Raw genomic sequence first — 26,127 nt, forward strand, 5'->3', positions numbered from 1 at the left:
GCGTGGTCTTTGTCCGCTGCGTGATCACGCGACTACTGTCTGCCTGCTGTGCAGCTCCCGTGCGTCGGTCCGCCCGCCCCGGGTGGCAGGGGCTGCGCGCGTTGCGTACAGCGGAAGGGAGTGCGGCGTCCTGTGGTGTCCCATCGCCGTCCCACACAGCCCGGCACGAGCCGGAGTGCCCGGGTGACCGTCCTGTCGGCCGCGGCGGCGACCGCCGCCGCGGCGTTCGGCGGAGCCACCGCGAACGCCGAGCCGCAGGACACGCCGCGGACCGCCGGAGCCCGGGTCGACCGCCTCTTCACCGAGGCCGAACAGGCGACCGAGCAGTACAACAGGGCCGGTGAGAGCGTCGCACGGCTGCGCGGTGAGGTGCGCCGGGCCCAGGACCGGGCGGCCCGGGGCCAGGAGCGCGTCAACCGGATGCGTACGGAGATCGGCACGGCCGCCCGTGAGCAGTACCGGGCCGGCGGGATCGACCCCTCGCTCGCGCTGCTGCTCTCCTCCGACCCCGACAGCTACCTCGACCGGGCCGCCACCCTGGACCGGGCCGATCACCGTCGTGCCACGGCCCTGGCCGGCCTGCGCAAGGCCCAGCAGGCGCTCGCCCAGACCCGTGCGGAGGCGGCTCGCTCGCTCGCCGGCCTGGAGCGCGACCGGGCGGCCGTCAGCCGCCACAAGCGCACCATCGAGCGCAAGCTCCACCAGGCCAGGGACCTGCTGGAGGAGCTGCCCGGGGCCGAGCGGTCCGCCTTCGACCGGGCCTCGCGCTCCGGCCGCGACGGTGGGGCCGCCGGGCCGGTGGCCGGACTGCCGGCGGGGTCGGCCCGGGCGGCGGCCGCCGTCATGGCCGTCCAGCGGGCGCTCGGCCTCCCGTACGTCTGGGGTGCGAGCGGGCCTTCCGGATTCGACTGCTCCGGGCTGATGCAGTGGGCGTACGCCCAGGCCGGGGTGAGCCTGCCGCGGACCTCGCAGGCCCAGCGGTACGCCGGCCGGATGGTGCCGCTCGCGGAGGCCCGTCCGGGCGACCTCGTCGCCTACCGCGCGGACGCCAGTCACATCGGGATGTACGTGGGCAACGGCCAGGTGATCCACGCCCCGTACCCGGGCGCCCCGGTCCGCTACGACCCCGTCGGCATGATGCCCGTCTCCTCGGTCACCCGGGTCTGACCGTACCCTCGGTCATGTGGCTGATCAGGGGCGCACCGCGGGGCGGGCGCGCGGCGGACGAAGGCGGGCGGCGGGCGCCGTGCTCGCCGCGCTCCTGTGCGCGGCCGCCTGTACGGCCCCGGCCGACAAGGCCCCCGGCACCACGGCCCGCGACATCCGGGCCACACTGGACCGCCGGGCCGCCGCCGTGCTGCACCACGACGCGGAGGCCTACGTCGCGGTCGTGGACCCGGACGCCACCGCGCTGCGGGGGGCGCAGCGCAAGGAGTTCGCCCATCTCGCGGACGTGCCGCTCGACACCTGGACGTACCGGGTGACGGACCTCGCCGCGCACGGCGCCGACCGGGCCACCGCCGACGTACGGCTCGGGTACCGGATCGAGGGGTACGACAGCGCGCCCGTCTCCGTCGACCGGGTGCTCGACCTGGAGCGCGACCCCGCCGACGGCCGCTGGTACCTGACCGCCGACCGGGCCGCGGACGGCGGGGGCGAACAGCTCTGGGAGCAGGGCGACGTCGACGTGGTGCGCGGCGCGTACAGCCTGGTGCTGGGCGTCGGCCGGTCCCGGGACGAGCTCGAGGGGATCGCCGCCACCGCGGACCGGGCCGTGCCCGACGTCTCCGCGGCCTGGCCGGAACACTGGGCCGGGCGCGTGGTGGTGCTGGTGCCCGGCACCGTGACGGACATGGCCGAGCTGCTCGGATCGCCCGCCGCGAACTACCGGGGCATAGCGGCCGTCACGACCGGCGAGACCGGTGGCTCGGGCAAGGCCCCCGCCGACCGGGTGATCGTCAACCCCGAGGCGTACGCCATGCTCGGCGCCTTCGGACAGCGCGTCGTCCTCACCCACGAGACCACCCATGTGGCCACCCGCACCGACACCTCCGCCGCCACCCCGGCCTGGCTCTCCGAGGGCTTCGCGGACTGGGCCGCCTACCGGGGCGGCGGGCGCACCGCCGCCGAGGTCGCCCCCGAACTGGGTGACGCCGTCCGAGGCGGCGACCTGCCCGCCGCACTGCCCACCGACGAGGACTTCGGCTTCGCGGGCGACGCGGACCGGCTCGCGAGGGCGTACGAGGGCGGCTGGCTGGCCTGCGAGCTCATCGCCGAGCGCTGGGGCGAGCAGAAGCTGTTCGCCTTCTACCGGGCCGTCGGGGGGCACTCGGGGCGGGACGGGGCGGTGGAGCAGGCCCTGCACGAGGTGCTCGGCACCACCGAGCAGGACTTCACGGTGCGCTGGCGGGAGTATCTGGTGAGCCGGCTCGGCTGAGCGGGCGCCCGGCGGATCCCGTACCCGCCGCGGGAACGCCGTCGGCCGGGGTGCGCACCGTGTCCCGCCACAGCCGCGCGCACGCGAGCAGGGACGCCGCGACCAGTAGCCCGTTGCGCAGGAACATCAGGGCCACGCCCGTCGCGTCGCTGGTCACCACATGACCGAAGCCGAGCGGGAACTCCAGCTGGGTGACGCCGGTCGCCACCAGCACCAGGGCCGCCGGCCAGGCCATGCGGCTCTCCCGGAAGACCAGGCACACCGCGGCCAGACCGACCAGCCACAGCATGTACTGGGGGCTGATCACCCGGCTCGTGGTGGTGAACAGCAGCACGGCGGTGAACGCCGCGTCCGCCGTCGTACTCACCCCGAACGTCCTCGCCCGCAGCCGCCACACCAGCAGCCAGCCGAACGCGGCCACGCTCAGCCCCAGCGCGAGGGTGCTCACCAGCGGCACGTGCGGCCCCAGGAACTCCAGCGAGCCGTAGTGCAGCTCCACCCGGCCCTGCCAGCCGAACTGCCGCGCCACGTGGAAGACCAGCGCCCCCAGCGACTCGACCTCGGTGCCCCGGTCCCGCTGGAAGCCCAGGAACGCCAGCGCGCCGGGCGCCGCCGCGGTGCACAGCACCAGCAGCCCGAGCGCCACCCCGCCCGCCGTCGTCCACGCCAGGCGGGTCCGTCGGCCGCGGGCGGTCCCGGCGAGCAGCAGCACCGGCCACACCTTCAGCAGCGCCCCGAACGCCGCCAGCGCCCCCAGCACCCGCGGATGCCGGATCCCCGCCAGGAGCGCCGCCACCGCGACGGCCGTCACCATCACGTCGTACCGGGCGTACGCGGTCGTGCCCAGCAGGGGCACCCCCGCCACCCACACCCACGCTCCGGTGGTCCGCCGGGCGGCGCCCCGGCCCGCGTACAGCAGCAGGCCCAGCACCAGCGCGTCGCACAGGAACGCCAGGACGAAGAAGGCCGACGCGTAGTCCAGGAAGGGCAGCAGGGCGGGGGAGAGGATCGCGAGCGCCGCGACGGGCGGGTACTGCCAGGTGAGGTCGGACTGTGGGTAGCTGCCCGACCTCAGCACGTCGTACCAGCCGTGGTAGATCACCGACACATCGCTCGTCACGTCGAGCCCCGGCGGTGTGATGACCTTCGTGACCCAGAGCAGGAGCAGGGCCCTGGTGAGCGCCCACACCGTGAAGGCTGCCGGCCGTGTGCCGCTCGAACCCGTCATGACCCGCCCTCGTCCGTTCCGTTCGTCGTACGAGGAGCCATGATGCCCGTCCGGTCCCTGCGGGAGCCATCAAGCAGGGCCGCCCGGTACTGTCGGCGGCGATGGACAAGACCTTGATCGTGACCAATGACTTCCCGCCCCGCCCCGGTGGCATCCAGGCGTTCCTGCACAACATGGCGCTCCGGCTGGACCCGGAACAGGTCGTCGTCTACGCCTCCACCTGGAAGCGCGGCGCCGAGGGAGCGGCGGCCACCGCCGCCTTCGACGCCGACCAGCCCTTCACCGTCGTCCGCGACCGTACGACGATGCTGCTGCCGACCCCGCGGGTGACCCGGCGTGCCGCTCAGCTGCTGCGCACCCACGGCTGTTCCTCCGTCTGGTTCGGCGCCGCCGCCCCGCTCGGGCTGATGGCACCGGCGTTGCGCCGGGCAGGCGCCCGCCGGCTGGTCGCCACCACCCATGGGCACGAGGCCGGCTGGGCCCAGCTGCCCGCCTCCCGGCAACTGCTGCGGCGGATCGGCGAGGGCACGGACACGATCACCTACCTCGGCGAGTACACCCGCTCCCGGATCGCCGCCGCGCTCACCCCGGCCGCCGCCGAGCGCATGGTCCAGCTGCCGCCGGGCGTCGACGAGAAGACCTTCCACCCGGACTCCGGCGGCGACCGCGTCCGGGCCGGGCTCGGGCTCACGGACCGGCCCGTCGTCGTCTGTGTGTCCCGGCTGGTGCCCCGCAAGGGCCAGGACACCCTGATCCTCGCGATGCCCGCGATCCTGGCCGCGGTGCCGGACGCCGTCCTGCTGATCGTCGGCGGCGGACCGTACGCCGACGCGTTGAAGAAGCTGGCCGCCGAGACCGGGGTGCGGGACTCGGTGCGGTTCACCGGGGCGGTGCCGTGGGAGGAGCTGCCCGCGCACTACGGGGCCGGTGACGTCTTCGCGATGCCGTGCCGCACCCGGCGCGGCGGGCTCGACGTGGAGGGCCTCGGCATCGTCTACCTGGAGGCGTCCGCGACCGGGCTGCCGGTCGTGGCGGGCGACTCGGGCGGAGCCCCGGACGCCGTGCTCGACGGCGAGACCGGATGGGTGGTGCGCGGCGGCTCGGCCGAGGAGTCGGCGGAGCGGATCATCGCGCTGCTCGGCGACGCGGAGCTGCGCCGGCGCATGGGGGAGCGGGGCCGGGCCTGGGTCGAGGAGAAGTGGCGCTGGGACCTGCTGGCGGAACGGCTGCGGGAACTGCTCTGACGGGTACGCGCGAGGGGCCCGCACGGTGTGCACGGGCCCCTCGCGGCATGCGGACGGTCAGCCGCGGTAGATCGACTCCACCTCGTCCGCGAAGTCCTTCGCCACCACGTTCCGCTTCAGCTTCAGCGACGGCGTGATGTGGCCCGCCTCCTCGGTGAACTGGGCGGCCAGGATGCGGAACTTGCGTACGGACTCGGCCTTGGACACGGCGGCGTTGCCGTCGTCGATCGCGCGCTGCACCTCGGCCAGCAGCTCCGGGTCCTCGCGCAGCGACAGGGCGGTCGAGCCGACGGGCTTGCCGTGCTCCTCGGCCCAGTGGCCCAGGAACTCCTCGTCCAGCGTCACCAGCGCGCCCACGAACGGGCGGCCGTCGCCGACCACCATGCACTCCGCCACCAGGGCGTGCCCGCGGATGCGGTCCTCGATGACGGCGGGAGCGACGTTCTTGCCGCCCGCCGTGACGATGATCTCCTTCTTGCGGCCGGTGATGGCGAGGTAGCCGTCCTCGTCGAGGGTGCCGATGTCGCCGGTGTGGAACCAGCCGTCGGCCAGCGCCTCGGCCGTGGCCGTCTCGTTGTTCCAGTAGCCGGCGAACAGGTGCTCGCCGTGCAGCAGCACCTCGCCGTCGTCGGCGATGCGCACGACGGAGCCGGGCAGCGGCTGGCCGACCGTACCGATCTTCTGCCGGTCCCACGGGTTGAAGGCGGTGGCCGCACACGTCTCGGTCAGGCCGTAGCCCTCCAGGACGGTGAAGCCGATACCGCGGTAGAAGTGGCCGAGCCGCTCGCCCAGCGGGGCGCCGCCGGAGATCGCGTACTCACCGCGTCCGCCGAGCACGGCCCGCAGCTTGCTGTAGACCAGCCGGTCGAAGACCCTGTGCTTGAACTTCAGGCCCATGGACGGGCCCTGCGGGGTGCTCAGCGCGCGGCTGTAGGCGATCGCGGTGGTCGCGGCCTTGTCGAAGATCTTGCCCTTGCCGTCGGCCTGGGCCTTGGCACGGGCCGAGTTGTAGACCTTCTCGAAGACCCGCGGCACTCCGAGTATCAGCGTCGGCCGGAACGCGGCCAGTTCATCGGTGAGGTTCTTGATGTCCGGTACGCAGCCGAGCTTGATCGGTGCCATCACGGAAGCGACCTCGACCAGCCGGCCGAAGACGTGCGCGGCGGGCAGGAACAGCAGCACGGAGCACTCGCCCGTACGGAACAGCGGCTTCAGCCGCTCCACCACGTTGCCGCACTCCGCGAAGAAGCTGCGGTGCGTCAGCACACAGCCCTTGGGGCGGCCGGTGGTGCCCGAGGTGTAGACGATGGTGGCCGGATCGTCGGCCTTGGCGCTCACGCTGCGCAGATCGACGGTCTCCTCCGAGATCTCCGCACCCGACGCCGTCAGCGCGTCGACCGCGCCCTTGTCGATCTGCCAGACATGACGCAGTTCCGGCAGCCGGTCGCGCACCGAGGCCACGGCCTCCGCGTGCGCGTCGCTCTCCACCAGGACCGCGACCGCGCCGGAGTCGCCGAGTATCCACTGCACCTGCTCGGGGGAGCTCGTCTCGTACACCGGCACGGTGACGGCCCCCGCGCTCCAGATCGCGAAGTCCAGCTGCACCCACTCGTAGCGGGTGCGGGACATCAGGGCGACCCGGTCGCCGGGCTCGACACCGGCGGCGATCAGCCCCTTGGCGGCGGCTCTGACCTCGGTCAGGAACTGGGCGGCGGTGACGTCCGTCCAGGCGCCGGCCACTTTGCGGCTCATCACCGCGACGTCGGCATGCTGAGCGGCATTGCGGCGGATGAGATCCGTCAGGTTGCCGTCCGAGGGGACCTCGTACAGGGCCGGAAGGCTGAACTCGCGCAAGACTGCTGCTCCTCATCGGGCTCCGGTGCCACGGCTCTGTGTGACGCACCGGCTGCGGTCCAAGATCGGGGGTGCTCAGTGGGGTGAGCACGACTGGACTGCCCGGACGTTACCCACCGGTACTCGGTTCCGGATAGGGGGTTCAGGCCAGATGTCTCATGCGTCACACATATCGGTGGGCCTCAGCCGCACGATAGTGCACCTCTTCGCACACCCGGAGGTAACCGCAGGTCCGGGTGGCTCTACCCACCTGGACGCCGGGGTCCTAGGGTGATCGTCATGCGAGCAGGACGGAACAGCCGGGGCGCGTCCGCCGGACAGCGCACCCGTGTCCACGTGGTCAGCGACGTGCACGGGAACACCGAGGCGCTGGCCCGCGCCGGGGACGGCGCCGACGCCCTCATCTGCCTGGGTGACCTGGTGCTCTTCCTCGACTACGCGGACCACTCGCGCGGCATCTTCCCCGATCTCTTCGGCGTCGAGAACGCCGACCGGATCGTCGCCCTGCGCACCGAACGCCGCTTCGAGGAGGCCCGGGACTTCGGCCGGGAGCTGTGGGCGGGGATGGACCGCAACGCCGCGATCATCGGTGCGGTACGCAAGCAGTACGCCGAGATGTTCGCCGCGCTGCCCACTCCGACGTACGCCACCTACGGCAACGTCGACATCCCCGGCCTGTGGCCCGAGTACGCGGGCCCCGGAACCACCGTCCTGGACGGCGACCGGGTCGAGATCGGCGGCCGCGTCTTCGGCTTCGTCGGCGGCGGCCTGCGGACCCCGATGCGCACCCCGTACGAGATCAGCGACGAGGAGTACGCGGCCAAGATCGAGGCGGTCGGCGAAGTCGACGTGCTCTGCACGCACATCCCGCCCGAGGTCCCGGAGCTGACGTACGACACCGTGGCGCGCCGCTTCGAGCGCGGCAGCCGGGCGCTGCTCGCCGCCATCCGCCGCACCCGCCCCCGGTACGCCGTGTTCGGCCACGTCCACCAGCCGCTGGTACGCCGGATGCGGATCGGCGACACCGAGTGCGTGAACGTCGGCCACTTCGCCTCGACCGGCCGGCCCTGGGCGCTGGAGTGGTGACCGGGGCCGCGCTCGCCCGGGGCCTGGGACGAGGCGCGACGCTCACGCGATAGCCTTCTGGCGGCAGGCCTCTGCCGACCGACCGGTACACCGCACTGGAGGGCCACAGCGATGGCTGAACACACCAGCTCGAGCATCACGATCGAGGCGGCGCCGGCCGACGTCATGGGTGTGATCGCCGACTTCGACCGCTACCCGGAATGGACCGGCGAGGTCAAGGAGGCCGAGGTGCTCGGCACCGACGACCGCGGCCGCGCCGAGAAGGTCCGCCTCGTCCTGGACGCCGGAGCGATCAAGGACGACCACACCCTCGCCTACACCTGGACCGGCGACTACGAGGTCAGCTGGACCCTGGTGAAGTCCCAGATGCTGCGCGCCATCGACGGCTCGTACGCCCTCGCGCCGCTCGGTGACGGCGACCGCACGGAGGTCACCTACCGGCTGACCGTCGACGTCAAGATCCCGATGCTCGGCATGATCAAGCGCAAGGCGGAGAAGGTCATCATCGACCGCGCCCTGGCCGGTCTCAAGAAGCGTGTCGAGTCCGTCCCGAAGGACTGACCCGGTGCGTACGGTCCTGGTCACCGGCCTCGGCGGCGCCGGCCGCAGCACCGTCGCGGCGGCCACCGCACTGGCCGGCGCCCGCGGCGGCGCGCGCACCCTGCTGATCACCGCCGACGCCATACCCGGCTTCCCGTCGGCCACCGAACCCACCGGGGTCACCGACGGGCTGTGGTCCGTCCGGATCGACTCCGGCGCCCACTTCCGCAGCGAACTGCTCGCGCTCCAGGACCAGTTGTCCGGCATGCTCGACCTGCTCGGCGGCAACCGCATGGACGGCGAGGAACTCACCGAACTCCCGGGCAGCGCCGAACTCGCCCTGCTGCACTCCCTGCGCCGCGCCGCGCGGGGCGACTGGTCCCGCGCCGGCTACGACCTCCTCGTCGTCGACCTGCCGCCGCTGCGCGACGCCCTCGCCGTGCTGGCCCTGCCCGGACAACTGCGCCGCTACCTGCGCCGGCTGCTGCCCCGGGAACGCCAGGCCGCGCGGGCCCTGCGCCCGATGCTCGCGCAGCTCGCCGGTGTGCCCATGCCCGCCCAGTGGCTGTACGAGGCCGCCGCCCGGCGCGACGCCGAGCTCGCCGAGGTCCAGGCGCTGATCGAGGACCGCGCGACGACCCTCCGGCTCGTCGCCGAACCGGGCCCGGCCGCCGAGGACGCCCTGCGCGCGGCCCGCACCGGGCTCGCCCTGCACGGGCTGAGGGTCGACGCGCTGGTGGCCAACAAGGTGCTGCCCCGGCACTCGTCCGACCCCTGGTTCGCCGCGCTCTCCGCGCAGCAGGACAAGTGCCTCGAACACTGGCACGAGGAACGGTCCGCCGAGGCCCCGCCGCTGCTCGTGCCCCACCTGGGCCGCGATCCGCAGGGCCCCGAGGACCTCGCGCCTCTCGCGGACGACGTGCCGGCCCTGACCCCGGACAGCCGGGACACGGGCCGGGCCGAGGACGCCTGGTGGATCGAGGAGACCGGCGCCCACGGCGGACAGGACGGCGCCGACGGCGTACTCGTCTGGTGCCTGCCCCTGCCCGGCGCCGTCAAGAAGGACCTCCAACTGGTCCGGCGCGGCAACGAACTGCTGCTCACCGTCGGACCGTTCCACCGCATCGTGCCCCTGGAGTCCGCGCTGCGCCGCTGCACCGTCTCCGGCGCGGCCCTCACCGACGGGGTGCTGCGGGTGCGCTTCACGCCGGACCCCGCACTGTGGCCGAGGACGAGCTGAACGGCCCAGGGCCACCGTTCGGGTACCGTCGTTGGTAGAAGCCCCGGATGCCGGGCAGCCCGGCAGCCACGTCGCAGGAGTCCGCCATGAGCGAAGCCACCGATCGTCCCGCCGACGACGACGCGTGGGCGCAGGCCTGCGCCGAGGACCTCGCCGCCGAGAAGGCCCGCCGTCGCGCTGAGTACGGCTCGCCGCCCGGCTCCGCCGCCGAGGAGCTGCGCAAGCTGGTCGACGCCGTGGCCGACAAGCTCGGTTCCCTCCAGACGCCGCTGTTCGGCGTGGCGGCGCAGGGAGCCGTCCAGCAGGTCATCAAGCAGGCGAAGTCCGCCGTCGAGCCCGTCATCGAACGTAATCCGGACGTTTTCGATCACATCGCCGCCGCGGGCAGTGAGCTGCTCGCCGCCTACCGCTCGGCGGTCGAGGGTCAGGAACGCCGTTGGACCCAGGGTGCCGGCGACCCCGCAGGCAAGGAAAACAAGGCGGACGACCCCTCCGACCCCCGTGACGAGGGGCCCGGCGCCGGCGAACACATCGACCTGGACTGACCGGCGACGACAGGACGGGCCCGGGCCTCGGGTACGGTTGCCCCAGCGGGGCTCGACCGAAACTGAGGGATTCATGGGACTCACCATCGGCGTCGATATCGGCGGCACGAAGATCGCAGCTGGAGTGGTGGACGAAGAGGGCCACATCCTCTCGACCTTCAAGGTGTCGACCCCGCCGACGGCCGAAGGCATCGTGGACGCCATCGCGGCGGCGGTGTCCGGCGCGAGCGAGGGGCACCCGGTCGAGGCGGTCGGCATCGGCGCGGCCGGATACGTCGACGACAAGCGGGCCACGGTGCTGTTCGCTCCGAACATCAACTGGCGGCACGAGCCGCTGAAGGACAAGGTCGAGCAGCGCGTCGGCCTTCCCGTGGTCGTGGAGAACGACGCCAACGCGGCCGCCTGGGGCGAGTACCGCTTCGGCGCGGGCCAGGGCCACGAGGACGTCATCTGCATCACGCTGGGCACCGGTCTCGGCGGCGGCATCATCATCGGCAACAAGCTGCGCCGCGGACGCTTCGGCGTGGCCGCCGAGTTCGGCCACATCCGGGTCGTCCCGGACGGGCTCCTCTGCGGCTGCGGCAGCCAGGGCTGCTGGGAGCAGTACGCCTCCGGCCGCGCCCTCGTGCGGTACGCGAAGCAGCGCGCCAACGCCACCCCCGAGAACGCCACGATCCTGCTCGCGCTCGGCGACGGCACGGTCGAGGGCATCGAGGGCAAGCACATCAGCGAGGCCGCCCGCCAGGGCTGCCCGGTGGCCGTCGACTCGTTCCGCGAGCTGGCCCGCTGGGCCGGCGCCGGACTGGCCGACCTCGCCTCGCTCTTCGACCCGTCGGCCTTCATCGTCGGCGGCGGCGTCTCGGACGAGGGCGAACTGGTCCTCGACCCGATCCGCAAGTCGTTCCGGCGTTGGCTGATCGGCGGCGAGTGGCGCCCGCACGCCCAGGTGCTCGCGGCCCAACTGGGCGGTAAGGCCGGCCTCGTGGGTGCGGCGGACCTGGCCCGGCAGGGCTGATCCGGCCCGACACGGACACACCGGACGCCCGTCGCGCCCCCTCGGGGCGGGGCGGGCGTCCGCCGTATCGTGAGCTCCATGGTCATGACGTCGCTGCCCGTCTCCCGTACCGAACAGGACGGCTCGGCCGTCATCAGGGTGCTCAGCTACAACATCCGGTCGATGCGTGACGACTGCGACGCACTGGCCCGCGTCATCCAGGCCTGCGCACCCGATCTGGTCCTCGTCCAGGAGGCGCCGCGCTTCTTCCGCTGGCGCAAGGCGGCCGCCCGGCTCGCCGCACGCAGCGGCCTGGTGGTCCTCGGCGGTGGTGCCACCGCCGCCGGGCCCCTGCTGCTCTGCTCGCTGCGCGCCACGGTGGAGCGCACCGAGGACATCCTGCTGCCGCTCACCCCGGGACTGCACCGCAGGGGTTTCGCCACGGCCGTGGTGCGGATCGCGGGCGCCAGGATCGGCGTGCTGAGCTGCCACCTGAGCCTGGAGCGCACCGAACGCCTCGCCCAGGCCGGGCGGCTGCTGGAGACGGTGGACGCGATGGGCGTCGACCACGTGGTCGTGGCCGGCGATCTCAACGACGTACCGAGCGGGCGTGCCTTCCGGCTGCTCGCCGGGCGGTTCCAGGACTGCTGGGCCCTGCGGCCCCGGGGCGGCGAGCACACCTTCCCGCCGCACGACCCGCACAAGCGGCTCGACGCCGTCTTCGCGAGCGACGGCATCGAGGTGCTCGGCTGCGGAGTCCCGACGGGACTGCCCGGAGTCGTGGACGCCGACCTGCTGGCGGCGACCGACCACCTGCCGGTGCTGGCCGCGCTCAGGGTGCCCGCGACACCCTAGGGCGGATCAGACCACCGCGCCGCGGCCCGGGTCGTCACCGTCCTCGTCGTCGTGCTCCATGCGCGCCACCAGCGTCGCGAAACCTCCCAGGAAGCCGCCGACGCAGACCGTGGTCAGCCACCAGGTCATCTCCCACTGAAGCAGCACCGCGAGCAGCAGCAGGACCGGGCCGCCGATCACCGCGAGCCAGGCGAACTTCGCCGTGACGTCGGCCTCCGGCAGCGGTGGCGGCTCCGGCGGCACGAAGTGCCCCTCGCCGCTGTCGTCATCGCCGTCGACGTCGCCCTCGGCGGGCTCCGCCGGCTCGTAGTCGCGCGGACCGCCGACACCCGGGGCGAAGACCACCGAGCTGCCGAGCGGCTTCTCCGGCGGCTTGGGCCGGCTCTTGCCGAGGCCCTTGTCCGGGTCCGGAGCGACGGTGTCCTCCTCCGGGAGCGCGAGGTCCTCCACGGACCGGAAGGGCCTGGCACCCGGCGGGTCCGGCGGTTCCTCCCCGTACCCCTCGACGATCGCCTTCCAGACGGCGTCCTCGTCGACCGGGCGTTCGCCCTCGGCCCCGGCGGGCGCGGGCGGGGTCTCCGCAGCGGGCGCACCGCCGTCCTCGTCGGGGACGGCCGCTCCCCCGGCGGGGAGCGGCTCGCGCTCCTCCTCGCTGCCTGCGCGCTCCGCGTCGTGCTCAGCCACCGGACGTGCTCCCCTTCATTCCGACGTTCGGAGCGAGGCGGCCGATGAACGAGTAGCTCTCGTCGAAGATCCGCTCCGCATCGTGGTCCAACGTCGCCACGTGGTAGCTCTGTTCCAGCAGGATCTCCTCGACATCGGTGGAGGACACCCGGCTCAGGATGCGGGCGGTGTCGGCGGGCGGCACGACGTGGTCCTGCGGGCTGTGCAGCAGCAGGATCGGCTGGGTCACCTGGGGCAGCTCGGCGTCGACCAGCCGGAAGAACTTCCGCACCGAGTACGCCGCGTGCAGCGGCACCCGGTCGTAGCCCACCTCGTGGGAACCCTCCAGCGCGATGTCGCTCGCCAGGCCCTTCGTCGTCGGCACCAGATGGCGGACCACCGGCAGGGCGTGCGCCGCGAGACCGTGCACCTTATTGGCCGGGTTGACCAGCACGAGCCCCCGGACCGCGTCGCCGTGCTTCGCCGCGAGCCGCAGCGACAGCGCGCCGCCCATGGAGAGACCGAACACGAAGACCTGCTCGCACCGCTCCAGCAGCGCCCGCAGCTCCCGGTCCACCTCCGCGTACCAGTCCTGCCAGCCGGTCACCTGCATGTCTTCCCAGCGGGTGCCGTGCCCGGGCAGGAGCGGCAGCGAGACCGTGAGCCCGCGCTCCGCCAGGTAGTCGGCCCAGGGGCGCAGCGACTGCGGGGAGCCGGTGAAGCCGTGACAGAGAAGGACGCCGACCTCTCCGCCCTCGTGGCGGAACGGCTCGGCTCCAGGAAGGACCGGCACCGGGGTCTCCTGTTCGTGAGGCTCGAAAGGGGAGCGAAAGAGGGGAGTGCGGAAGGATTACTTCACCGTACGCGACCGGGCCGACACCGACCAGGGCCGTCACCTGCCGGGGCGGGGGGCACCCGCCCGTGCCGGGCGGGAGCGCGGGGCACGGCACGGGTTAAGGTCTGTCGGACGGCACGACAGGAGGCAACCGAGTTGATCTACGGCGCTATGAAGTTCTCCATCGGCGGGTCTCTGAAGCTCGCTTTCAGGCCGTGGGTGGAGGGCCTGGAGAACATCCCCGCGCAGGGACCGGCGATCCTCGCGAGCAACCATCTGTCGTTCTCCGACTCCTTCTTCCTGCCCGCCGTCCTGGACCGCAAGGTCACCTTCATCGCCAAGTCCGAGTACTTCACCGCGCCCGGGGTCAAGGGAAAGCTCACCGCGGCCTTCTTCAAGGGCGTCGGACAGCTCCCGGTGGACCGCTCGGGCGCCCGCGGCGCAGGCGAGGCGGCGATCAAGGCCGGCATCGAGGTCATCGAGAGCGGCGGCCTGTTCGGCATCTACCCGGAGGGCACCCGGTCGCCCGACGGCCGCCTCTACCGCGGCAAGCCCGGCGGCCTCGCCCGGGTGGCGCTCGCGACCGGCGCGCCGGTCATCCCGGTCGCGATGATCGACACGGAGAAGATCCAGCCGCCCGGCCAGGTGATGCCCAAGCTGATGCGCCCGGGGATCAGGATCGGCAAGCCGCTCGACTTCAGCCGCTACCACGGCATGGAGCACGACCGCTTCATCCTGCGCTCGGTCACCGACGAGGTGATGTACGAGATCATGAAGCTGTCGGGCCAGGAGTACGTCGACATCTACGCGACCGCCGCCAAGCGGCAGCTCGCCGACGAGGCGAAGCGACGGGCCGAGGCCAAGAAGGCGCCATCGGGCGCGGAAGCGGACCGGGACGACGCCTGAGGGCGCGAAGGTCCGCCGGGGGGCGGGGGAGAACAGCATGGCCAAGCGTGTACGCGTGGTGCGGATGTCGGTCGAGCAGCCGCTGTGGCGTGCCCTGACCGCGTACCGCGTCCTGACGATGCTCTACGCGATCCTGCTCGCCGTCTTCGGACGCGAGAAGTACGAACGGCCATGGGTGGCCATCGCCTTCCTGGCGGTCATGACGCTCTGGACGCTCGCCACCCTGCCGAAGGTCTCGGGCGCCGCGGCCTGCACCAAGCGCTTCCTGGGCGCCGACCTCACGCTCGCGCTCATCGGCATCCTCGTCACCCCGCTCGCCGACTTCCAGGCCCAGCACATGGACGGGCCGACCCTGCCGTCCATCTGGACCGCCGGATCCGTCCTGGCCTTCGCGATCAAGGGTGGCTGGCGGTGGGCGGCGTTCGCCTCCACCTTCGTCGCCGTGGCCAACCTGATCGAGCGGGCCGAACCCAGCCGCGACACCCTGCACAACGTCCTGCTGGTCTGGGTCGCCTCCATCGCCATCGGGTACGTCGTCGAGGTCGCCCGCGCCAGTGAGCGCACCCTCGCCCGCGCCCTGGAGATCGAGGCCGCGACCCGGGAGCGGGAACGTCTGGCCCGCGACATCCACGACAGCGTGCTCCAGGTCCTCGCCATGGTGCAGCGCCGGGGCACGGCGATCGGTGGCGAGGCCGCCGAACTGGGCCGGATGGCCGGGGAGCAGGAGGTCGCCCTGCGCACCCTGGTCTCCAGCGGCCTGGTGCCCCCCACCCGGGTCTCCGAGGACGCGGCCGAGGGCGCCGTCGTGCGGACCGTCGAGACGGACGACGACGAGGACCCCCCGGCCGCAACCGATCTGCGCGCCCTGCTCGCCCCGCACGCCGGCTCCCGGGTGACCTTCGCCGAGCCCGGCGCACCGGTGCTACTCGCCCCCGAAGCGGCCCGGGAACTGGCGGCGGCCGTGGGCGCGGCCCTGGACAACGTCCGGGTGCACGCGGGGGAGGGTGCCCAGGCGTGGATCCTGGTGGAGGACTGGCCGGACGAGGCGATCGTCACGGTCCGGGACGACGGACCGGGCATCCCGGAGGGACGGCTGGCCCAGGCCGAGGGCGAGGGCCGCCTCGGCGTCGCCCTGTCGATCCGCGGGCGGCTGCGCGACCTGGGCGGCACGGCAGAACTGATCTCGGTGCCCGGCCAGGGCACCGAGGTCGAATTGAAGGTTCCGAAGGTTTCACGGGGGAAGGCGGGTTCAGTCCGATGAGCGCAGCAACCGAAGAGGGCGCCGGGCAGCAGCGGCCCATCAGGGTGATGGTGGTCGACGACCATCCGATGTGGCGCGACGCCGTCGCCCGCGACCTGGCCGAGTCCGGCTTCGACGTGGTGGCGACGGCGGGTGACGGCCCGCAGGCCGTCCGCCGGGCCGGGGCCGTCACCCCCGACGTCCTGGTCCTCGACCTCAACCTGCCCGGGATGCCGGGCGTGCAGGTGTGCAAGGAGCTCGTAGGATCGCAGCCCGGGCTGCGGGTCCTGGTGCTCTCCGCGAGTGGCGAGCACGCCGACGTGCTGGAAGCGGTCAAGTCCGGCGCCACCGGCTATCTGCTGAAGTCGGCGAGCACCCAGGAGCTGACCGACGCGGTCCGTTCGACCGCCGTCGGCGACCCGGTCTTCACTCCCGGCCTCGCCGGCCTCGTCCTGGGCGAGTACCGCAGGCTGGCCTCCGAACCCGCACCCGTCGCGTCGAACGAGCCGAAGGCCCCCCAGCTCACCGACCGGGAGACCGAGGTGCTGCGGCTGGTGGCCAAGGGGCTCTCGTACAAGCAGATCGCCGAGCGGCTGGTCATCTCGCACCGCACCGTCCAGAACCACGTCCAGAACACCCTGGGCAAGCTCCAGCTGCACAACAGGGTGGAGCTCGTTCGATATGCGATCGAGCGCGGGCTCGACGACGTCTGAGATCAACAGCCGGACTTTGCGCGGGAATTGACCGTACGAACCCTCTCCTGTGACCTGGATCACCCTTAGCGTGGTGAGGAATGAGCTCACTTCGGCGAAGGGATGCTTCATGCGGGTCGGAGTACTGACCGGGGGCGGCGACTGCCCCGGGCTCAACGCGGTCATGCGCGCCCTCGTCCGCAAGGGCGTACAGGAGTACGGCTACGACTTCATCGGCTTCCGGGACGGCTGGCGCGGGGTGCTGGAGGGCGAGACGGTCCCGCTCTCCATCCCGGCGGTACGCGGCATCCTGCCGCGCGGCGGCACCATCATCGGTTCCTCGCGCACCAACCCCCTCAAAGCGGATCACGGCGTCCGCCGGGTACGGGAGACCCTCGCCGCGTACGAGGTCGACGCGCTCGTCACGATCGGCGGCGAGGACACCCTCGGGGTGGCGGCCACCCTGTCCGACACGTACGGCGTCCCCTGCGTCGGCGTACCGAAGACCATCGACAACGACCTGTCCGGCACCGACTACACCTTCGGCTTCGACACCGCCGTCTCCATCGCGACCGAGGCCATCGACCGGCTGCACACCACGGCCGAATCCCATATGCGGGTCCTCGTCGTCGAGGTGATGGGCCGCCACGCGGGATGGATCGCGCTCCACTCGGGTCTGGCCGGCGGTGCCAACGTCATCCTCATCCCGGAACAGCGCTTCGACGTCGACCAGGTCTGCGCCTGGGTGACCTCCAGGTTCCGGGCGAGCTACGCACCGATCGTGGTGGTCGCCGAAGGGGCCGCGCCCGCGCAGGGGGACATGGTCCTCAAGGACGGATCGCACGACAGCTTCGGCCATGTCCGCCTCTCCGGCGTCGGCGAGTGGCTGGCCAAGGAGATCGAGAGCCGCACCGGCAAGGAGGCCAGGACCACCGTGCTCGGCCACGTCCAGCGCGGCGGCACCCCCAGCGCCTTCGACCGCTGGCTGGCCACCCGCTTCGGGCTGCACGCCATCGACGCCGTGCGCGACGGCGACTTCGGGAAGATGGTGGCCCTGCGCGGCACGGACATCGTGCGGGTGCCGATGGCGGAGGCCACCGCCAGGCTCAAGACGGTCGACCCGGCGCTCTATGCGGAGGCGGGGGTCTTCTTCGGCTGAGCGGCGGGCCCGGCCCGGCCACCGTATATTCGCGATGACCGGCCCCCGGGCCCAGCCCGCATCAGTCACGGGAGACGTCGTGGAAATCCTGGCATTCGGTGTGCAGTCCGACGAGAAGCCGCTGATCGAGAAGGCCTTCGCCGGGAAGCACGAGGTGCGCTGTGTGGACGTCTTCCTGAACCGGGACACCGCACCCATCGCCGCGGGCTACGAGATCATCTCCACCAGCGTCAACGCCGACCTGGGCGGCAAGGTCCTGCAGACCCTCGCGGCCGGCGGCACGCAGATGATCGCCCAGCGCTCCACGGGCTTCAACAACATCGACCTGGACGTGGCCGAGCGCCTCGCCCTGCGGGTCTCCCGGGTCTCCTGGTACTCGCCCTATTCGGTCGCCGAATTCGCCTGGGCCCTCACCATGGCGGTCAACCGCCGCATCGTCCGCGCCACGATCCGCACCCGGGACTTCGACTTCCGCCTCGACGGCCTCCTCGGCCGCGACATGCGGGGCCGCACGGCCGGCATCATCGGCACCGGCAAGATCGGCGAGGCCTTCACCCGGATCGCCCACGGCTTCGGCATGAATCTCCTCGGCTGGGACATCGCCGAGAACCCGGCGTGCGTCGAGCTCGGCATGCGGTACGTCGACAAGGAACAGCTCCTGGCGGAGTCCGACCTGATCAGCCTGCACGTCCCACTGTTGCCCTCGACCCACCACATCATCGGCAAGGAAGCCCTGTCCCACATGAAGGACGACGCGATCCTGATCAACTCCAGCCGCGGCGGTCTCGTCGACACCAAGGCCCTGGTCGAGGAGTTGCGGGCCGGACGGCTGCTGGGCGTCGGACTGGACGTGTACGAGGCGGAGGCCGGGCTCTTCTTCCTCGACAAGTCCCTGGAGGGTGTCGACGACGACACCCTGGCCCGGCTCGTCACCTTCCCGAACGTCCTCGTCACCTCCCACCAGGCGTACTACACCGAGGACGCCCTGGGTCAGATCATCGCGGCCACCGTCCAGAACGTCGACGACTACCTGGCCGGCCGCCGCGGCGAAAACGTGCTGGTCCCGGCGCCGCCCGGCCCCTGACTACCTCACCGGGCCGGGCGGCGCACGGTCAGCCGCGTACCGGGAGCCCCGCCAGGAGCTCGGTCACGATCGCCGAGCCGCGCAGCGTCAGCACCGACTCCGGATGGAACTGCACCGAGGCGAAACCCTCCCCGCGCAGCGCGTGCAGTTCCCCCGTCGCCGGGTCCAGGCTCGCCTCGATGCCGTGCGCCGCCAGCTCGGTGACAGCCGCGTCGTCGCAGCGCGCGGTGAAACTGTTGTAGAACCCGACGGTCTCCGGGCGGCCGAACAGATCGATCCGGGTCTGCGCGCCCTGGTACGGAACGGTCTTGCGGACGATGCCGAGACCCAGCTCCGCCGCGATCAGCTCATGGCCCAGGCACACCCCGAGCAGCCCGTGCCGGTGATCCCGCACGAGCTCCGCGGCCAGCGCGCGCAGCAGCCGCATCTTCGGGTCGTCCGCGTCACCCGGGTCCCCCGGGCCGGGCCCCAGCACGACGGGCCCCTCGTGCGCCCGTACGGCCTCGCGCAGCCCCGGCTCGTCGTAGCGGCGCACCGACACGTCGAGGCCCGAGGCACGCAGCAGATGCCCCAGCATCGAGGTGAACGTGTCCTCGCCGTCGACCACCAGCGCATGACCGGACAGCGCGTCGGTGCGCTCCTGCATCCGCAGCCAGAACGGCGCCAGCCCGTCGCGCCGGGCGTCCAGAGCCGCCCGCACACGGGGGTCGTCCGCCAGCCCGGGACGCGCCCCCTCGGCCTGCGGCCGCCCCGGCCGCACCCCCAGAGCGGTCAGCACACCGGCCGCCTTCGCGTGGGTCTCGGCGACCTCGCTCTCCGGATCGGAGTGGCGCACCAGCGTCGCCCCGACGGGCACCCGCAGCTCGCCCCGGGCCGAGATGTCGGCGGTCCGGATCAGGATCGGCGAGTCCAGCGTCTGCGCCCCGTCGGGCCCCTTGCGCAACAGGGCCAGCGCCCCCGCGTAGTAGCCGCGCCCGCCGGACTCGTACCGCTCGATGACCCGGCAGGCGTTCTGCACGGGGGAGCCCGTGACCGTCGCCGCGAACATCGTCTCCTTCAGCACCTCCCGCACGTCCAGCGAGGAGCGGCCGCGCAACTCGTACTCCGTGTGCGCGAGATGGGCCATCTCCTTGAGCCGGGGCCCGATCACCACCCCGCCCATGTCGCCCACGGTGCACATCATCTTGAGCTCCTCGTCGACCACCATGGAGAGCTCCTCGGTCTCCTTGCGGTCGCCGAGGAAGGCCAGCAGGTTCTCGGCGGTCGGCCCCTCGGCGGGGTAGCGGTACGTGCCGGAGATCGGGTTCATCACGACCGTCCCGCCGGACATCCGCACATGGACTTCGGGGCTGGCGCCGACGAGCGTCCTCTCCCCGGTGTGCACGACGAACGTCCAGTACGCCCCGCGCTCACCGTCCAGCAACCGCCGGAACAGCGCCAGCGCGTCCGGCCGGCCGAACCCCGGGATCTCGCCCCGGAAGGTCCGCCGGATGACGAAGTTCGCGCCCTCGCCCCGGCCGATCTCGTCCTCGATGACCCGTCGCACCGTCCCCGCGTACTCCTCGTCGGACACGTCGAACGCACCGTCCCGGACCCGCACCGCGTGGGCGGGCAACGCGTCCAGCGTCTCGTCCAGGGGCAGTTCGTACGTCTCGTCCGCGACCAGCACCGTCAGCGGTGTGCCGTCGTCGCGGACGTCGAAGCCACGCTCGGCGATCTGCCGGAACGGCACCAGGGCGAGAGTGGGCCGCTCGCCCACGGGGAGGTCGGCGAGCCGCTCGGCCTCGTGGACCCGGCCGATCAGCACCTCGACGGTGTCGTGGTCGTGGCCGGGGGTGCGCCTGCGCAGCAGGGCGAAGGGCGGACAGTCGTCGCCGAGGAGCCTCTGGACGATCGAGTGCGATGCGGTGTGCGGTGCCATCTGCGGTGTTCCTTCCACTGGGATCAGCTGGGAGGAACGGCCCCTGGACATGGGAAAGGCCGCCCCTCGGGCGGCCTCTGCGTCGGTGTGTACGCGCGATCAGTGGGCCGCCGGATGAGCGGTCCACCACCAGTTACGGGTCGAGTGCGCGAACATGCCCGAACCATAACCCATGACGCACGCACGAAGGGGCCCGTTCCGCCCGATGGGCGCAACGGACCCCTTCACGGTCCGGTCCTAAGAGGATCAGACCAGTGTGTTGTAGATCTCCCAGCCGCCGCCGACCTTGGCCATCGGAGCGAACGGCTTCGCCATGTCACCCGTGGACCGGTAGAACCACAGCACGCCCTTGCTGTCCCGGGCGATCAGGTCCGGGAGGCCGTCACGGTTCAGGTCGCTCGGGCCGAGGAGGTCCTTGAAGACGCCCCAGCCCTTGCCGACCTGGGTGCGCGCGGCGTACGGCACGGCAGGGTCGCCGGTGCCGCTGTACAGGAACAGCACCCCGGCCTTGTCCCGGGCGACCAGGTCCGCCTTGCCGTCCCCGGTCAGGTCACCGGTGGAGATCAGCGTGTTGTAGACACCCCAGCCGCCGCCGACGCGTGCCTTCGTCACGAACGGCTTCGCCGGGTCGCCGGTGCCCTGGTAGTACCAGAGGACGTTGGAGGCGTCGCGGGCGATCAGATCGGCCTTGCCGTCTCCGTTGATGTCGCGGGCGCCCCACATGCCGTTGTAGACACCCCAGCCGCCGCCGACCTTCAGGCGGGCCTTGAACGGCTGGGCGGGGTTGCCGCTGCCCTGGTAGTACCAGAGGTAGCCGCTCTTGTCCCGGGCCGCCATGTCGCCCGTGCCGTCGGCCCGCAGGGCCGTCATCGCGGTGATCGCGTTGTAGCCCTGCCAGCCCGGACCCACCCGGTAGCGGGCGTAGAACGGGGTCGTGGGACTGCCGGTGCCCTGGTACTGCCAGAGCACACCGGCCGAGTCACGGCCCAGGACGTTGTAGCGGTTCGTCCCCGCGTCCGGTGCGACGCTGGAGCTGGTCTGGACGTCGCTCGCCTTCACCCACGCCAGGCGGTGGTTGTAGCGGATCGGGACGTAGACGGTGTTGCCCACGAGGTTCCTCTGGGCACCGACGAACCAGTCGTCGCCCTTCACCTCGGGACCGGCCTTCACGTACGCCTGGCCCGCGGGCAGGGAGTACTTCGTCAGGTAGTCCGGGTTGTCCGTCGGAGCCTCGAGGCCCGCCTCGTTGTAGGCGGCGGTCTCCGGGTAGGAACGCCCGTAGATCTTGACCGTCACTCCGGCCTTGGCCTTCACCAGGCTGGGGGCGGAGGCGAGCGGCACGGTGTACTGGCCGCCGGGGTTGTAGAACCAGGCCTTCTTCCCGCCGTACCAGATCGCCGTCCAGTTGGTCCGCGCCTCGGCGACGACGTAGGTGCTTCCCGCGCGCACCTTGTTGGACCAGTTCGAACCCTCGCTCCACAGAGCCGTGAAGTAGGGGTCGCTCAGCGTGGTCGCGGTCGTCGACGGCGAGGTGTAGAGGTAGCCGAAGTTGGCCGGGCGCGAGGTGACCGCCTTGGTGCCGTACGTCAGCTTCGGCTGGTTGGCCGTGGTGAACGGCGGCACCACGCGGACGATCTGGCCGGCCTTGACGGGGCCACCGGCGCCACCGGCGCCCGTCGGGGCGCCCATCAGGGTCATGAAGTGGTTCCAGTCCCAGAACGGTCCCGGATCCCAGTGGGTGTCCTTGGAGGACCTGTCGAGCTGTACGGGCACCTCGTCGTGTCCGATGATGTGCTCGCGGTCCAGCGGAATGCCGTACTTGCCCGCCAGGAACTTCACCAGCGCGGAGGTGGACTCGTACTGGGGCTCGCTGTACCAGCTGCTCTCCTTGATGGCGTAGCCCTCGTGCTCCACGCCGATGGAGTGCATGTTCAGGGTCCAGTTGCCCGCGTGCCACGCCAGGTTCTTGTTCTCGACCATCTGGGTGACCAGACCGTCCGAGGCGCGGACGAGGTAGTTCGCGCTCGCGAGCGCGGCCGGGTTCGTGAGCGTGTCGAGCGAGCCCGCGTAGCTTCCCTCGGTGTCGTGGATCACGATCCGGCGGATGTCGACGCCCTGTGCGGGACGCTGGGCGGGCGAGTAGGAGCGCTGGCCCGTGCTCGACGTCTTGGCGGGAACGAAGTTGCAGTTCAGGCCGGCCGGGCATTCGGGCGTGGGAGCCGCGGCGGTGCTCGCGAAGCTCGCGGCGAGCGGCACGTTCGACGGCTTGACCGGCTCGACCGAGGGGGCGGCCGGCAGCGTGACCACCTGGCCGTCCTGAGTGACGGCGCGCTCACCGGTCTTGATCGACTCGAAGACGCGCTTCGCGAAGAGGTCGGCACCCTTCTTGTCCGGCGACTGGCTGAAACGCGCCACCGCCGGATACCAGTGGGCCGCGTCGTCCGGCAGCGAGTCCGTAGCGTCCCGCTGGTACTGCGCGAGCAGCGCGGCACCCGCGCGGATGCTCTCCTCGGTGTCGTCGCGGACCGTGTCCGTGCCGGCGTCGATCAGATCGGCGGCCTCGTCCAGGGTGTGCAGCCGCGGATCGGAGGTGTCGACGGTCGTCTTCGGCAGGGTGCGAAGCACCTTGGCGGCATCGAAGGTCTTCTCGATCTCCGGCCGGCCGCTCAGGTTCATGTGTGCCAGACGTTCCTTGTCGTCCGGCTGCTCCACGTCGTCGGGCGACACACTGGTCAGCCCCATCACGTTGTACGCGCCGCTGGTGCTCGGCTCGCCGTCGTGGCTCTCCCAGCGCGTCTGCCGGTACGAGACCGCCATCAGCACGCTCTGCGGTACGTCGAACTCGGCCGCCGCGTCCGCGAACTGCTTCTGCAGCGCGGCGGAGGCCGGTACCGACTTCCCGTCGGTGGTCGCGGTGTCCTGCGAGGCCATGGCGAGAGTGCCGATGGTCGCCGTGGCGACGACCGCGGCGCCGACGCCGTACAGCAGGCGTCTCTTCTTGAGGTCCCTGCGGTGATTCCGCTTCAAAGCCCCACCCCTGTGGTCCACTTGTTCAATTCAGAAAGGTGTGACGCTAGCAGGCCCGGTTGTGCTCCGTGTCACTGGCGGTGCCGCATGTCCGTCTCATCCGTTGAGCACCCGGAAAAACATTGGACGCGACCCCGTAATGTGAGAGTCGTGACCGTGAACGCCAATACCTCCGTCGCCGGTGGCAACACCTGGCGAGACCTTCCCGCGGCGCAGCAGCCCGAGTACCCCGACTCCGAGGCCCTGCGCGATGTACTCGCGGACCTCGCGTCGTATCCGCCGCTCGTCTTCGCCGGCGAGTGCGACCAGCTGCGTGCCCGCATGGGAGCCGTCGCCAAGGGCGAGGCGTTCCTGCTTCAGGGCGGTGACTGCGCCGAGGCCTTCGACGCCGTGTCGGCCGAGCACATCCGCGCCAAGCTGAAGACGCTGCTCCAGATGAGCGCCGTCCTCACCTACGCGGCTTCCGTGCCCGTCGTCAAGGTGGGCCGGATCGCCGGTCAGTACTCCAAGCCGCGTTCCAAGCCGACCGAGACCCGCGACGGTGTGACGCTGCCGACGTACCGCGGCGACTCCGTCAACGGCTTCGCCTTCACCGAGGCCGAGCGCATCCCGGACCCGGACCGGCTGAAGCGGATGTACCACGCGTCCGCCTCCACGCTGAACCTCGTCCGCGCCTTCACCACCGGTGGTTACGCCGACCTGCGCCAGGTGCACGCCTGGAACCAGGACTTCGTGAAGTCGTCCCCCTCCGGCCAGCGCTACGAGGCCCTGGCCCGTGAGATCGACAACGCGCTGAACTTCATGAAGGCGTGCGGTACGGACCCGGCGGAGTTCAAGGCCGTCGAGTTCTACGCCTCGCACGAGGCCCTGCTGCTGGACTACGAGTCGTCGCTGACCCGTGTCGACTCGCGGACCGGTCAGCTGTACGACACCTCGGCCCACATGGTGTGGATCGGTGAGCGCACCCGGCAGATGGACGGCGCGCACATCGAGTTCGCCTCGAAGATCCGCAACCCCATCGGCATCAAGCTCGGCCCGACGTCCACCGTCGACGAGGCCCTCGGCTACATCGAGCGCCTCGACCCCGAGCGCGAGCCCGGCCGGCTGACCTTCGTCGTCCGGATGGGCGCCGACAAGGTCCGCGACAAGCTTCCCGAGCTGGTCGAGAAGGTCACCGCCTCCGGCGCGACCGTGGCCTGGGTGACCGACCCGATGCACGGCAACACCTTCGAGGCCGCGTCCGGCCACAAGACCCGCCGCTTCGACGACGTCCTGGACGAGGTCAAGGGCTTCTTCGAGGTGCACAAGGGCCTCGGCACGCACCCGGGCGGCATCCACGTCGAGCTCACCGGTGACGACGTCACCGAATGCGTCGGCGGCGGCCACGAGATCTTCGTGGACGACCTCCACCAGCGTTACGAGACGGCCTGCGACCCGCGGCTCAACCGCAGCCAGTCGCTGGACCTCGCGTTCCTGGTCGCCGAGATGTACCGGGACCAGTAGGCGTCACCGAACGCCGCACGCGTACGACTGTGGGGCACGGATCGATGTGATCCGTGCCCCACAGGGCGTTCCGGGGCTTTTATGGGCCTTGAGCGGCGGGTAAGGTTAGGTTAGCCTCACCGATTACCGGGGCGGCGCCCACGATCCATCCCGCCGGGAGGTGAACCGCATGTACGTCTGCTCGTGCTTCGGCGTTACGGAGCAGCAGGTCAAGAAGCATGCGGAGGACGGCGCCTGCACGCCCCGCCAGATAGCCTCCGCCTGCAAGGCGGGGACCGACTGCGGTGGCTGCGTCCGCACCATCCAGGCGATGCTCGGCCGCGGTGCCTGCGCGCGCCGTGAGCTGCTCGACCAGAAGCGGACGCCGGGCTCCGCGGACCGTGTCACGGCCGGCGCCGCTCCCGATGCCGATCAGGGCATCGCTTCCGGCGCCGGCCCCGTTCCCGGCATCGCCACCGGGCCGGTCGCCCTTCCCGAAGCCGCCTGAGCGCTGCCGGTCAGCTCTCCGGCTGCTCGATCAGCTGCGCGATGTAGAGCGGCTCACCGAGCTTCTCGACCAGCTCCAGCTGGGTGTCGAGGTAGTCGATGTGGTGTTCCTCGTCCGCCAGGATCGACTCAAAGATGTTTGCGGACGTGATGTCGCCCTTGCCGCGCATCAGCTCGATACCGCGCTTGAGGCGGTCGATCGCCTCCACCTCGACCTGGCGGTCCGCCTGGAACATCTCGGTGACCGTCTGGCCCACGCGTACGTGGAAAAGCCGCTGGTAGTTCGGCAGGCCGTCCAGGAAGAGGATGCGGTCGGTCAGGATCTCGGCGTGCTTCATCTCGTCGAAGGACTCGGAGCGTGTGTACTTGGCGAGCTTCGTCCAGCCGAAATTGTCCTGCATCTTTGCATGCAGAAAGTACTGGTTGATGGCAGTCAATTCGGCGGTCAGCTGTTCGTTCAGGAACTCGAGGACCTCGGGGTCGCCCTGCATGGCACAGGCTCCTTCCAACCGGTGAACTGGGCAAGTTGGCCGCATCCTCGCACCGGACCCGGTGGGCGTCCAGTAAGTGCACGCTTAGTATGAGTTG

Annotated in this window: 24 protein-coding genes; 16 read left to right on the forward strand and 8 right to left on the reverse strand. The window is 71.6% G+C overall.

What is annotated here, in order from left to right; genetic code table 11:
* Positions 1-132: 132 nt before the first annotated feature.
* Both ACFYPA_RS24565 and ACFYPA_RS24570 read left to right on the forward strand, forming a co-directional pair.
* A complete protein-coding gene (locus tag ACFYPA_RS24565) occupies positions 133-1,167 on the forward strand; it encodes an NlpC/P60 family protein (protein WP_359085080.1) in 1,035 nt (344 codons plus the stop codon).
* Between the two features lie 16 nt (positions 1,168-1,183).
* Positions 1,184-2,437: a hypothetical protein gene (locus ACFYPA_RS24570; RefSeq protein ID WP_389134194.1), complete on the forward strand. Its 1,254-nt coding sequence runs from the start codon at positions 1,184-1,186 to the stop codon at positions 2,435-2,437.
* Here the strand turns inward: ACFYPA_RS24570 and ACFYPA_RS24575 are convergent.
* On the reverse strand, positions 2,394-3,665 hold the full coding sequence (locus ACFYPA_RS24575) for a glycosyltransferase 87 family protein (protein WP_389134195.1): 1,272 nt from the start codon (positions 3,663-3,665) through the stop codon (positions 2,394-2,396). The two genes, ACFYPA_RS24570 and ACFYPA_RS24575, sit on opposite strands and share 44 nt — an antisense overlap.
* Before the next feature lie 101 nt (positions 3,666-3,766).
* On the opposite strand from ACFYPA_RS24575, the gene ACFYPA_RS24580 reads away from it, so the two are divergent.
* Positions 3,767-4,909 (forward strand): glycosyltransferase family 4 protein, encoded by a 1,143-nt coding sequence (locus ACFYPA_RS24580; RefSeq protein ID WP_359350175.1) that lies wholly within the window; start codon positions 3,767-3,769, stop codon positions 4,907-4,909.
* A gap of 57 nt (positions 4,910-4,966) precedes the next feature.
* Here ACFYPA_RS24580 and ACFYPA_RS24585 read toward each other — a convergent pair whose 3' ends face one another.
* Positions 4,967-6,763, reverse strand: a complete 1,797-nt coding sequence (locus tag ACFYPA_RS24585) for an AMP-dependent synthetase/ligase (protein ID WP_389134197.1) — start codon at positions 6,761-6,763, stop codon at positions 4,967-4,969.
* 279 nt (positions 6,764-7,042) lie between these two features.
* Between ACFYPA_RS24585 and ACFYPA_RS24590 the strand changes: the two genes are divergently transcribed.
* From ACFYPA_RS24590 to ACFYPA_RS24615, 6 genes are all read left to right on the forward strand, one after another.
* The gene (locus ACFYPA_RS24590) at positions 7,043-7,849 is read left to right on the forward strand and encodes a metallophosphoesterase (protein WP_359085085.1); all 807 of its coding nucleotides are present in this window, start codon (positions 7,043-7,045) and stop codon (positions 7,847-7,849) included.
* 111 nt (positions 7,850-7,960) lie between these two features.
* Positions 7,961-8,410, forward strand: coding sequence for an SRPBCC family protein (locus ACFYPA_RS24595; RefSeq protein ID WP_359085086.1), 450 nt, complete (start codon positions 7,961-7,963; stop codon positions 8,408-8,410).
* A gap of 4 nt (positions 8,411-8,414) precedes the next feature.
* Entirely contained in the window at positions 8,415-9,629 is a 1,215-nt protein-coding gene (locus tag ACFYPA_RS24600) for an ArsA family ATPase (protein WP_389134199.1), read from the forward strand.
* 86 nt (positions 9,630-9,715) lie between these two features.
* Entirely contained in the window at positions 9,716-10,174 is a 459-nt protein-coding gene (locus ACFYPA_RS24605) for a DUF5304 domain-containing protein (RefSeq protein WP_359085088.1), read from the forward strand.
* A gap of 73 nt (positions 10,175-10,247) precedes the next feature.
* Positions 10,248-11,189, forward strand: coding sequence for an ROK family glucokinase (locus tag ACFYPA_RS24610; RefSeq protein ID WP_350998474.1), 942 nt, complete (start codon positions 10,248-10,250; stop codon positions 11,187-11,189).
* Positions 11,190-11,267: 78 nt separating this feature from the next.
* Positions 11,268-12,023 carry an endonuclease/exonuclease/phosphatase family protein gene (locus ACFYPA_RS24615; protein WP_389134203.1) on the forward strand — a complete coding sequence of 252 codons (756 nt, stop codon included), beginning with the start codon at positions 11,268-11,270 and terminating at the stop codon, positions 12,021-12,023.
* Positions 12,024-12,029: 6 nt separating this feature from the next.
* Here the strand turns inward: ACFYPA_RS24615 and ACFYPA_RS24620 are convergent, their stop codons facing one another.
* On the reverse strand, positions 12,030-12,707 hold the full coding sequence (locus ACFYPA_RS24620; RefSeq protein ID WP_359085090.1) for a hypothetical protein: 678 nt from the start codon (positions 12,705-12,707) through the stop codon (positions 12,030-12,032).
* Positions 12,700-13,479 carry an alpha/beta fold hydrolase gene (locus ACFYPA_RS24625; RefSeq protein ID WP_359350184.1) on the reverse strand — a complete coding sequence of 260 codons (780 nt, stop codon included), beginning with the start codon at positions 13,477-13,479 and terminating at the stop codon, positions 12,700-12,702. Before ACFYPA_RS24625 ends, ACFYPA_RS24620 begins: the two co-directional genes overlap by 8 nt.
* A gap of 198 nt (positions 13,480-13,677) precedes the next feature.
* Here ACFYPA_RS24625 and ACFYPA_RS24630 point away from each other — a divergent pair, with 198 nt between their 5' ends.
* The 5 genes from ACFYPA_RS24630 (at position 13,678) to ACFYPA_RS24650 (ending at position 18,602) form a co-directional block, all read left to right on the forward strand.
* On the forward strand, positions 13,678-14,427 hold the full coding sequence (locus ACFYPA_RS24630) for a lysophospholipid acyltransferase family protein (RefSeq protein ID WP_359085092.1): 750 nt from the start codon (positions 13,678-13,680) through the stop codon (positions 14,425-14,427).
* Between the two features lie 37 nt (positions 14,428-14,464).
* Complete coding sequence (gene macS, locus ACFYPA_RS24635; RefSeq protein ID WP_359314582.1) at positions 14,465-15,688, forward strand: MacS family sensor histidine kinase; 1,224 nt, start codon at positions 14,465-14,467, stop codon at positions 15,686-15,688.
* Positions 15,685-16,380, forward strand: a complete 696-nt coding sequence (locus ACFYPA_RS24640; protein ID WP_359085094.1) for a response regulator transcription factor — start codon at positions 15,685-15,687, stop codon at positions 16,378-16,380. The genes macS and ACFYPA_RS24640 overlap by 4 nt, the downstream gene beginning before the upstream one ends.
* 109 nt (positions 16,381-16,489) lie before the next feature.
* Positions 16,490-17,518: a 6-phosphofructokinase gene (locus ACFYPA_RS24645; protein ID WP_359314588.1), complete on the forward strand. Its 1,029-nt coding sequence runs from the start codon at positions 16,490-16,492 to the stop codon at positions 17,516-17,518.
* Between the two features lie 79 nt (positions 17,519-17,597).
* Positions 17,598-18,602 carry a 2-hydroxyacid dehydrogenase gene (locus ACFYPA_RS24650; protein WP_359085096.1) on the forward strand — a complete coding sequence of 335 codons (1,005 nt, stop codon included), beginning with the start codon at positions 17,598-17,600 and terminating at the stop codon, positions 18,600-18,602.
* A 28-nt stretch (positions 18,603-18,630) separates the two neighbouring features.
* Here ACFYPA_RS24650 and ACFYPA_RS24655 read toward each other — a convergent pair whose 3' ends face one another.
* The 3 genes from ACFYPA_RS24655 to ACFYPA_RS24665 form a co-directional block, all read right to left on the reverse strand.
* Positions 18,631-20,523, reverse strand: coding sequence for an anthranilate synthase family protein (locus tag ACFYPA_RS24655; RefSeq protein ID WP_359314591.1), 1,893 nt, complete (start codon positions 20,521-20,523; stop codon positions 18,631-18,633).
* Positions 20,524-20,622: 99 nt separating this feature from the next.
* Positions 20,623-20,697 (reverse strand): trp operon leader peptide, encoded by a 75-nt coding sequence (locus ACFYPA_RS24660; protein WP_219572129.1) that lies wholly within the window; start codon positions 20,695-20,697, stop codon positions 20,623-20,625.
* A gap of 72 nt (positions 20,698-20,769) precedes the next feature.
* Positions 20,770-23,550: an N-acetylmuramoyl-L-alanine amidase gene (locus tag ACFYPA_RS24665; protein ID WP_359085098.1), complete on the reverse strand. Its 2,781-nt coding sequence runs from the start codon at positions 23,548-23,550 to the stop codon at positions 20,770-20,772.
* 156 nt (positions 23,551-23,706) lie between these two features.
* Between ACFYPA_RS24665 and ACFYPA_RS24670 the strand changes: the two genes are divergently transcribed.
* Positions 23,707-25,053 carry a class II 3-deoxy-7-phosphoheptulonate synthase gene (locus ACFYPA_RS24670; protein WP_352125180.1) on the forward strand — a complete coding sequence of 449 codons (1,347 nt, stop codon included), beginning with the start codon at positions 23,707-23,709 and terminating at the stop codon, positions 25,051-25,053.
* Positions 25,054-25,222: 169 nt separating this feature from the next.
* The gene (locus tag ACFYPA_RS24675) at positions 25,223-25,540 is read left to right on the forward strand and encodes a (2Fe-2S)-binding protein (RefSeq protein WP_359085099.1); all 318 of its coding nucleotides are present in this window, start codon (positions 25,223-25,225) and stop codon (positions 25,538-25,540) included.
* A 10-nt stretch (positions 25,541-25,550) separates the two neighbouring features.
* Here the strand turns inward: ACFYPA_RS24675 and bfr are convergent, their stop codons facing one another.
* A complete protein-coding gene (bfr, locus tag ACFYPA_RS24680; RefSeq protein WP_123470058.1) occupies positions 25,551-26,030 on the reverse strand; it encodes a bacterioferritin in 480 nt (159 codons plus the stop codon).
* Between the last annotated feature and the right edge of the window lie 97 nt (positions 26,031-26,127).

Source organism: Streptomyces sp. NPDC005775 (assembly GCF_042871565.1).
Classification (GTDB): domain Bacteria; phylum Actinomycetota; class Actinomycetes; order Streptomycetales; family Streptomycetaceae; genus Streptomyces.

Excerpts from the sequence above, each read along its gene's own strand:
- ACFYPA_RS24580 (WP_359350175.1), top strand. The coding sequence starts at position 3,767 with ATGGACAAGACCTTGATCGTGACCAATGACTTCCCGCCCCGCCCCGGT.
- ACFYPA_RS24675 (WP_359085099.1), top strand. The coding sequence starts at position 25,223 with ATGTACGTCTGCTCGTGCTTCGGCGTTACGGAGCAGCAGGTCAAGAAG.
- ACFYPA_RS24605 (WP_359085088.1), top strand. The coding sequence starts at position 9,716 with ATGAGCGAAGCCACCGATCGTCCCGCCGACGACGACGCGTGGGCGCAG.
- ACFYPA_RS24655 (WP_359314591.1), bottom strand. The coding sequence starts at position 20,523 with ATGGCACCGCACACCGCATCGCACTCGATCGTCCAGAGGCTCCTCGGC.
- ACFYPA_RS24645 (WP_359314588.1), top strand. The coding sequence starts at position 16,490 with ATGCGGGTCGGAGTACTGACCGGGGGCGGCGACTGCCCCGGGCTCAAC.
- ACFYPA_RS24575 (WP_389134195.1), bottom strand. The coding sequence starts at position 3,665 with ATGACGGGTTCGAGCGGCACACGGCCGGCAGCCTTCACGGTGTGGGCG.
- ACFYPA_RS24590 (WP_359085085.1), top strand. The coding sequence starts at position 7,043 with ATGCGAGCAGGACGGAACAGCCGGGGCGCGTCCGCCGGACAGCGCACC.
- bfr (WP_123470058.1), bottom strand. The coding sequence starts at position 26,030 with ATGCAGGGCGACCCCGAGGTCCTCGAGTTCCTGAACGAACAGCTGACC.
- macS (WP_359314582.1), top strand. The coding sequence starts at position 14,465 with ATGGCCAAGCGTGTACGCGTGGTGCGGATGTCGGTCGAGCAGCCGCTG.
- ACFYPA_RS24595 (WP_359085086.1), top strand. The coding sequence starts at position 7,961 with ATGGCTGAACACACCAGCTCGAGCATCACGATCGAGGCGGCGCCGGCC.
- ACFYPA_RS24615 (WP_389134203.1), top strand. The coding sequence starts at position 11,268 with ATGGTCATGACGTCGCTGCCCGTCTCCCGTACCGAACAGGACGGCTCG.
- ACFYPA_RS24610 (WP_350998474.1), top strand. The coding sequence starts at position 10,248 with ATGGGACTCACCATCGGCGTCGATATCGGCGGCACGAAGATCGCAGCT.
- ACFYPA_RS24640 (WP_359085094.1), top strand. The coding sequence starts at position 15,685 with ATGAGCGCAGCAACCGAAGAGGGCGCCGGGCAGCAGCGGCCCATCAGG.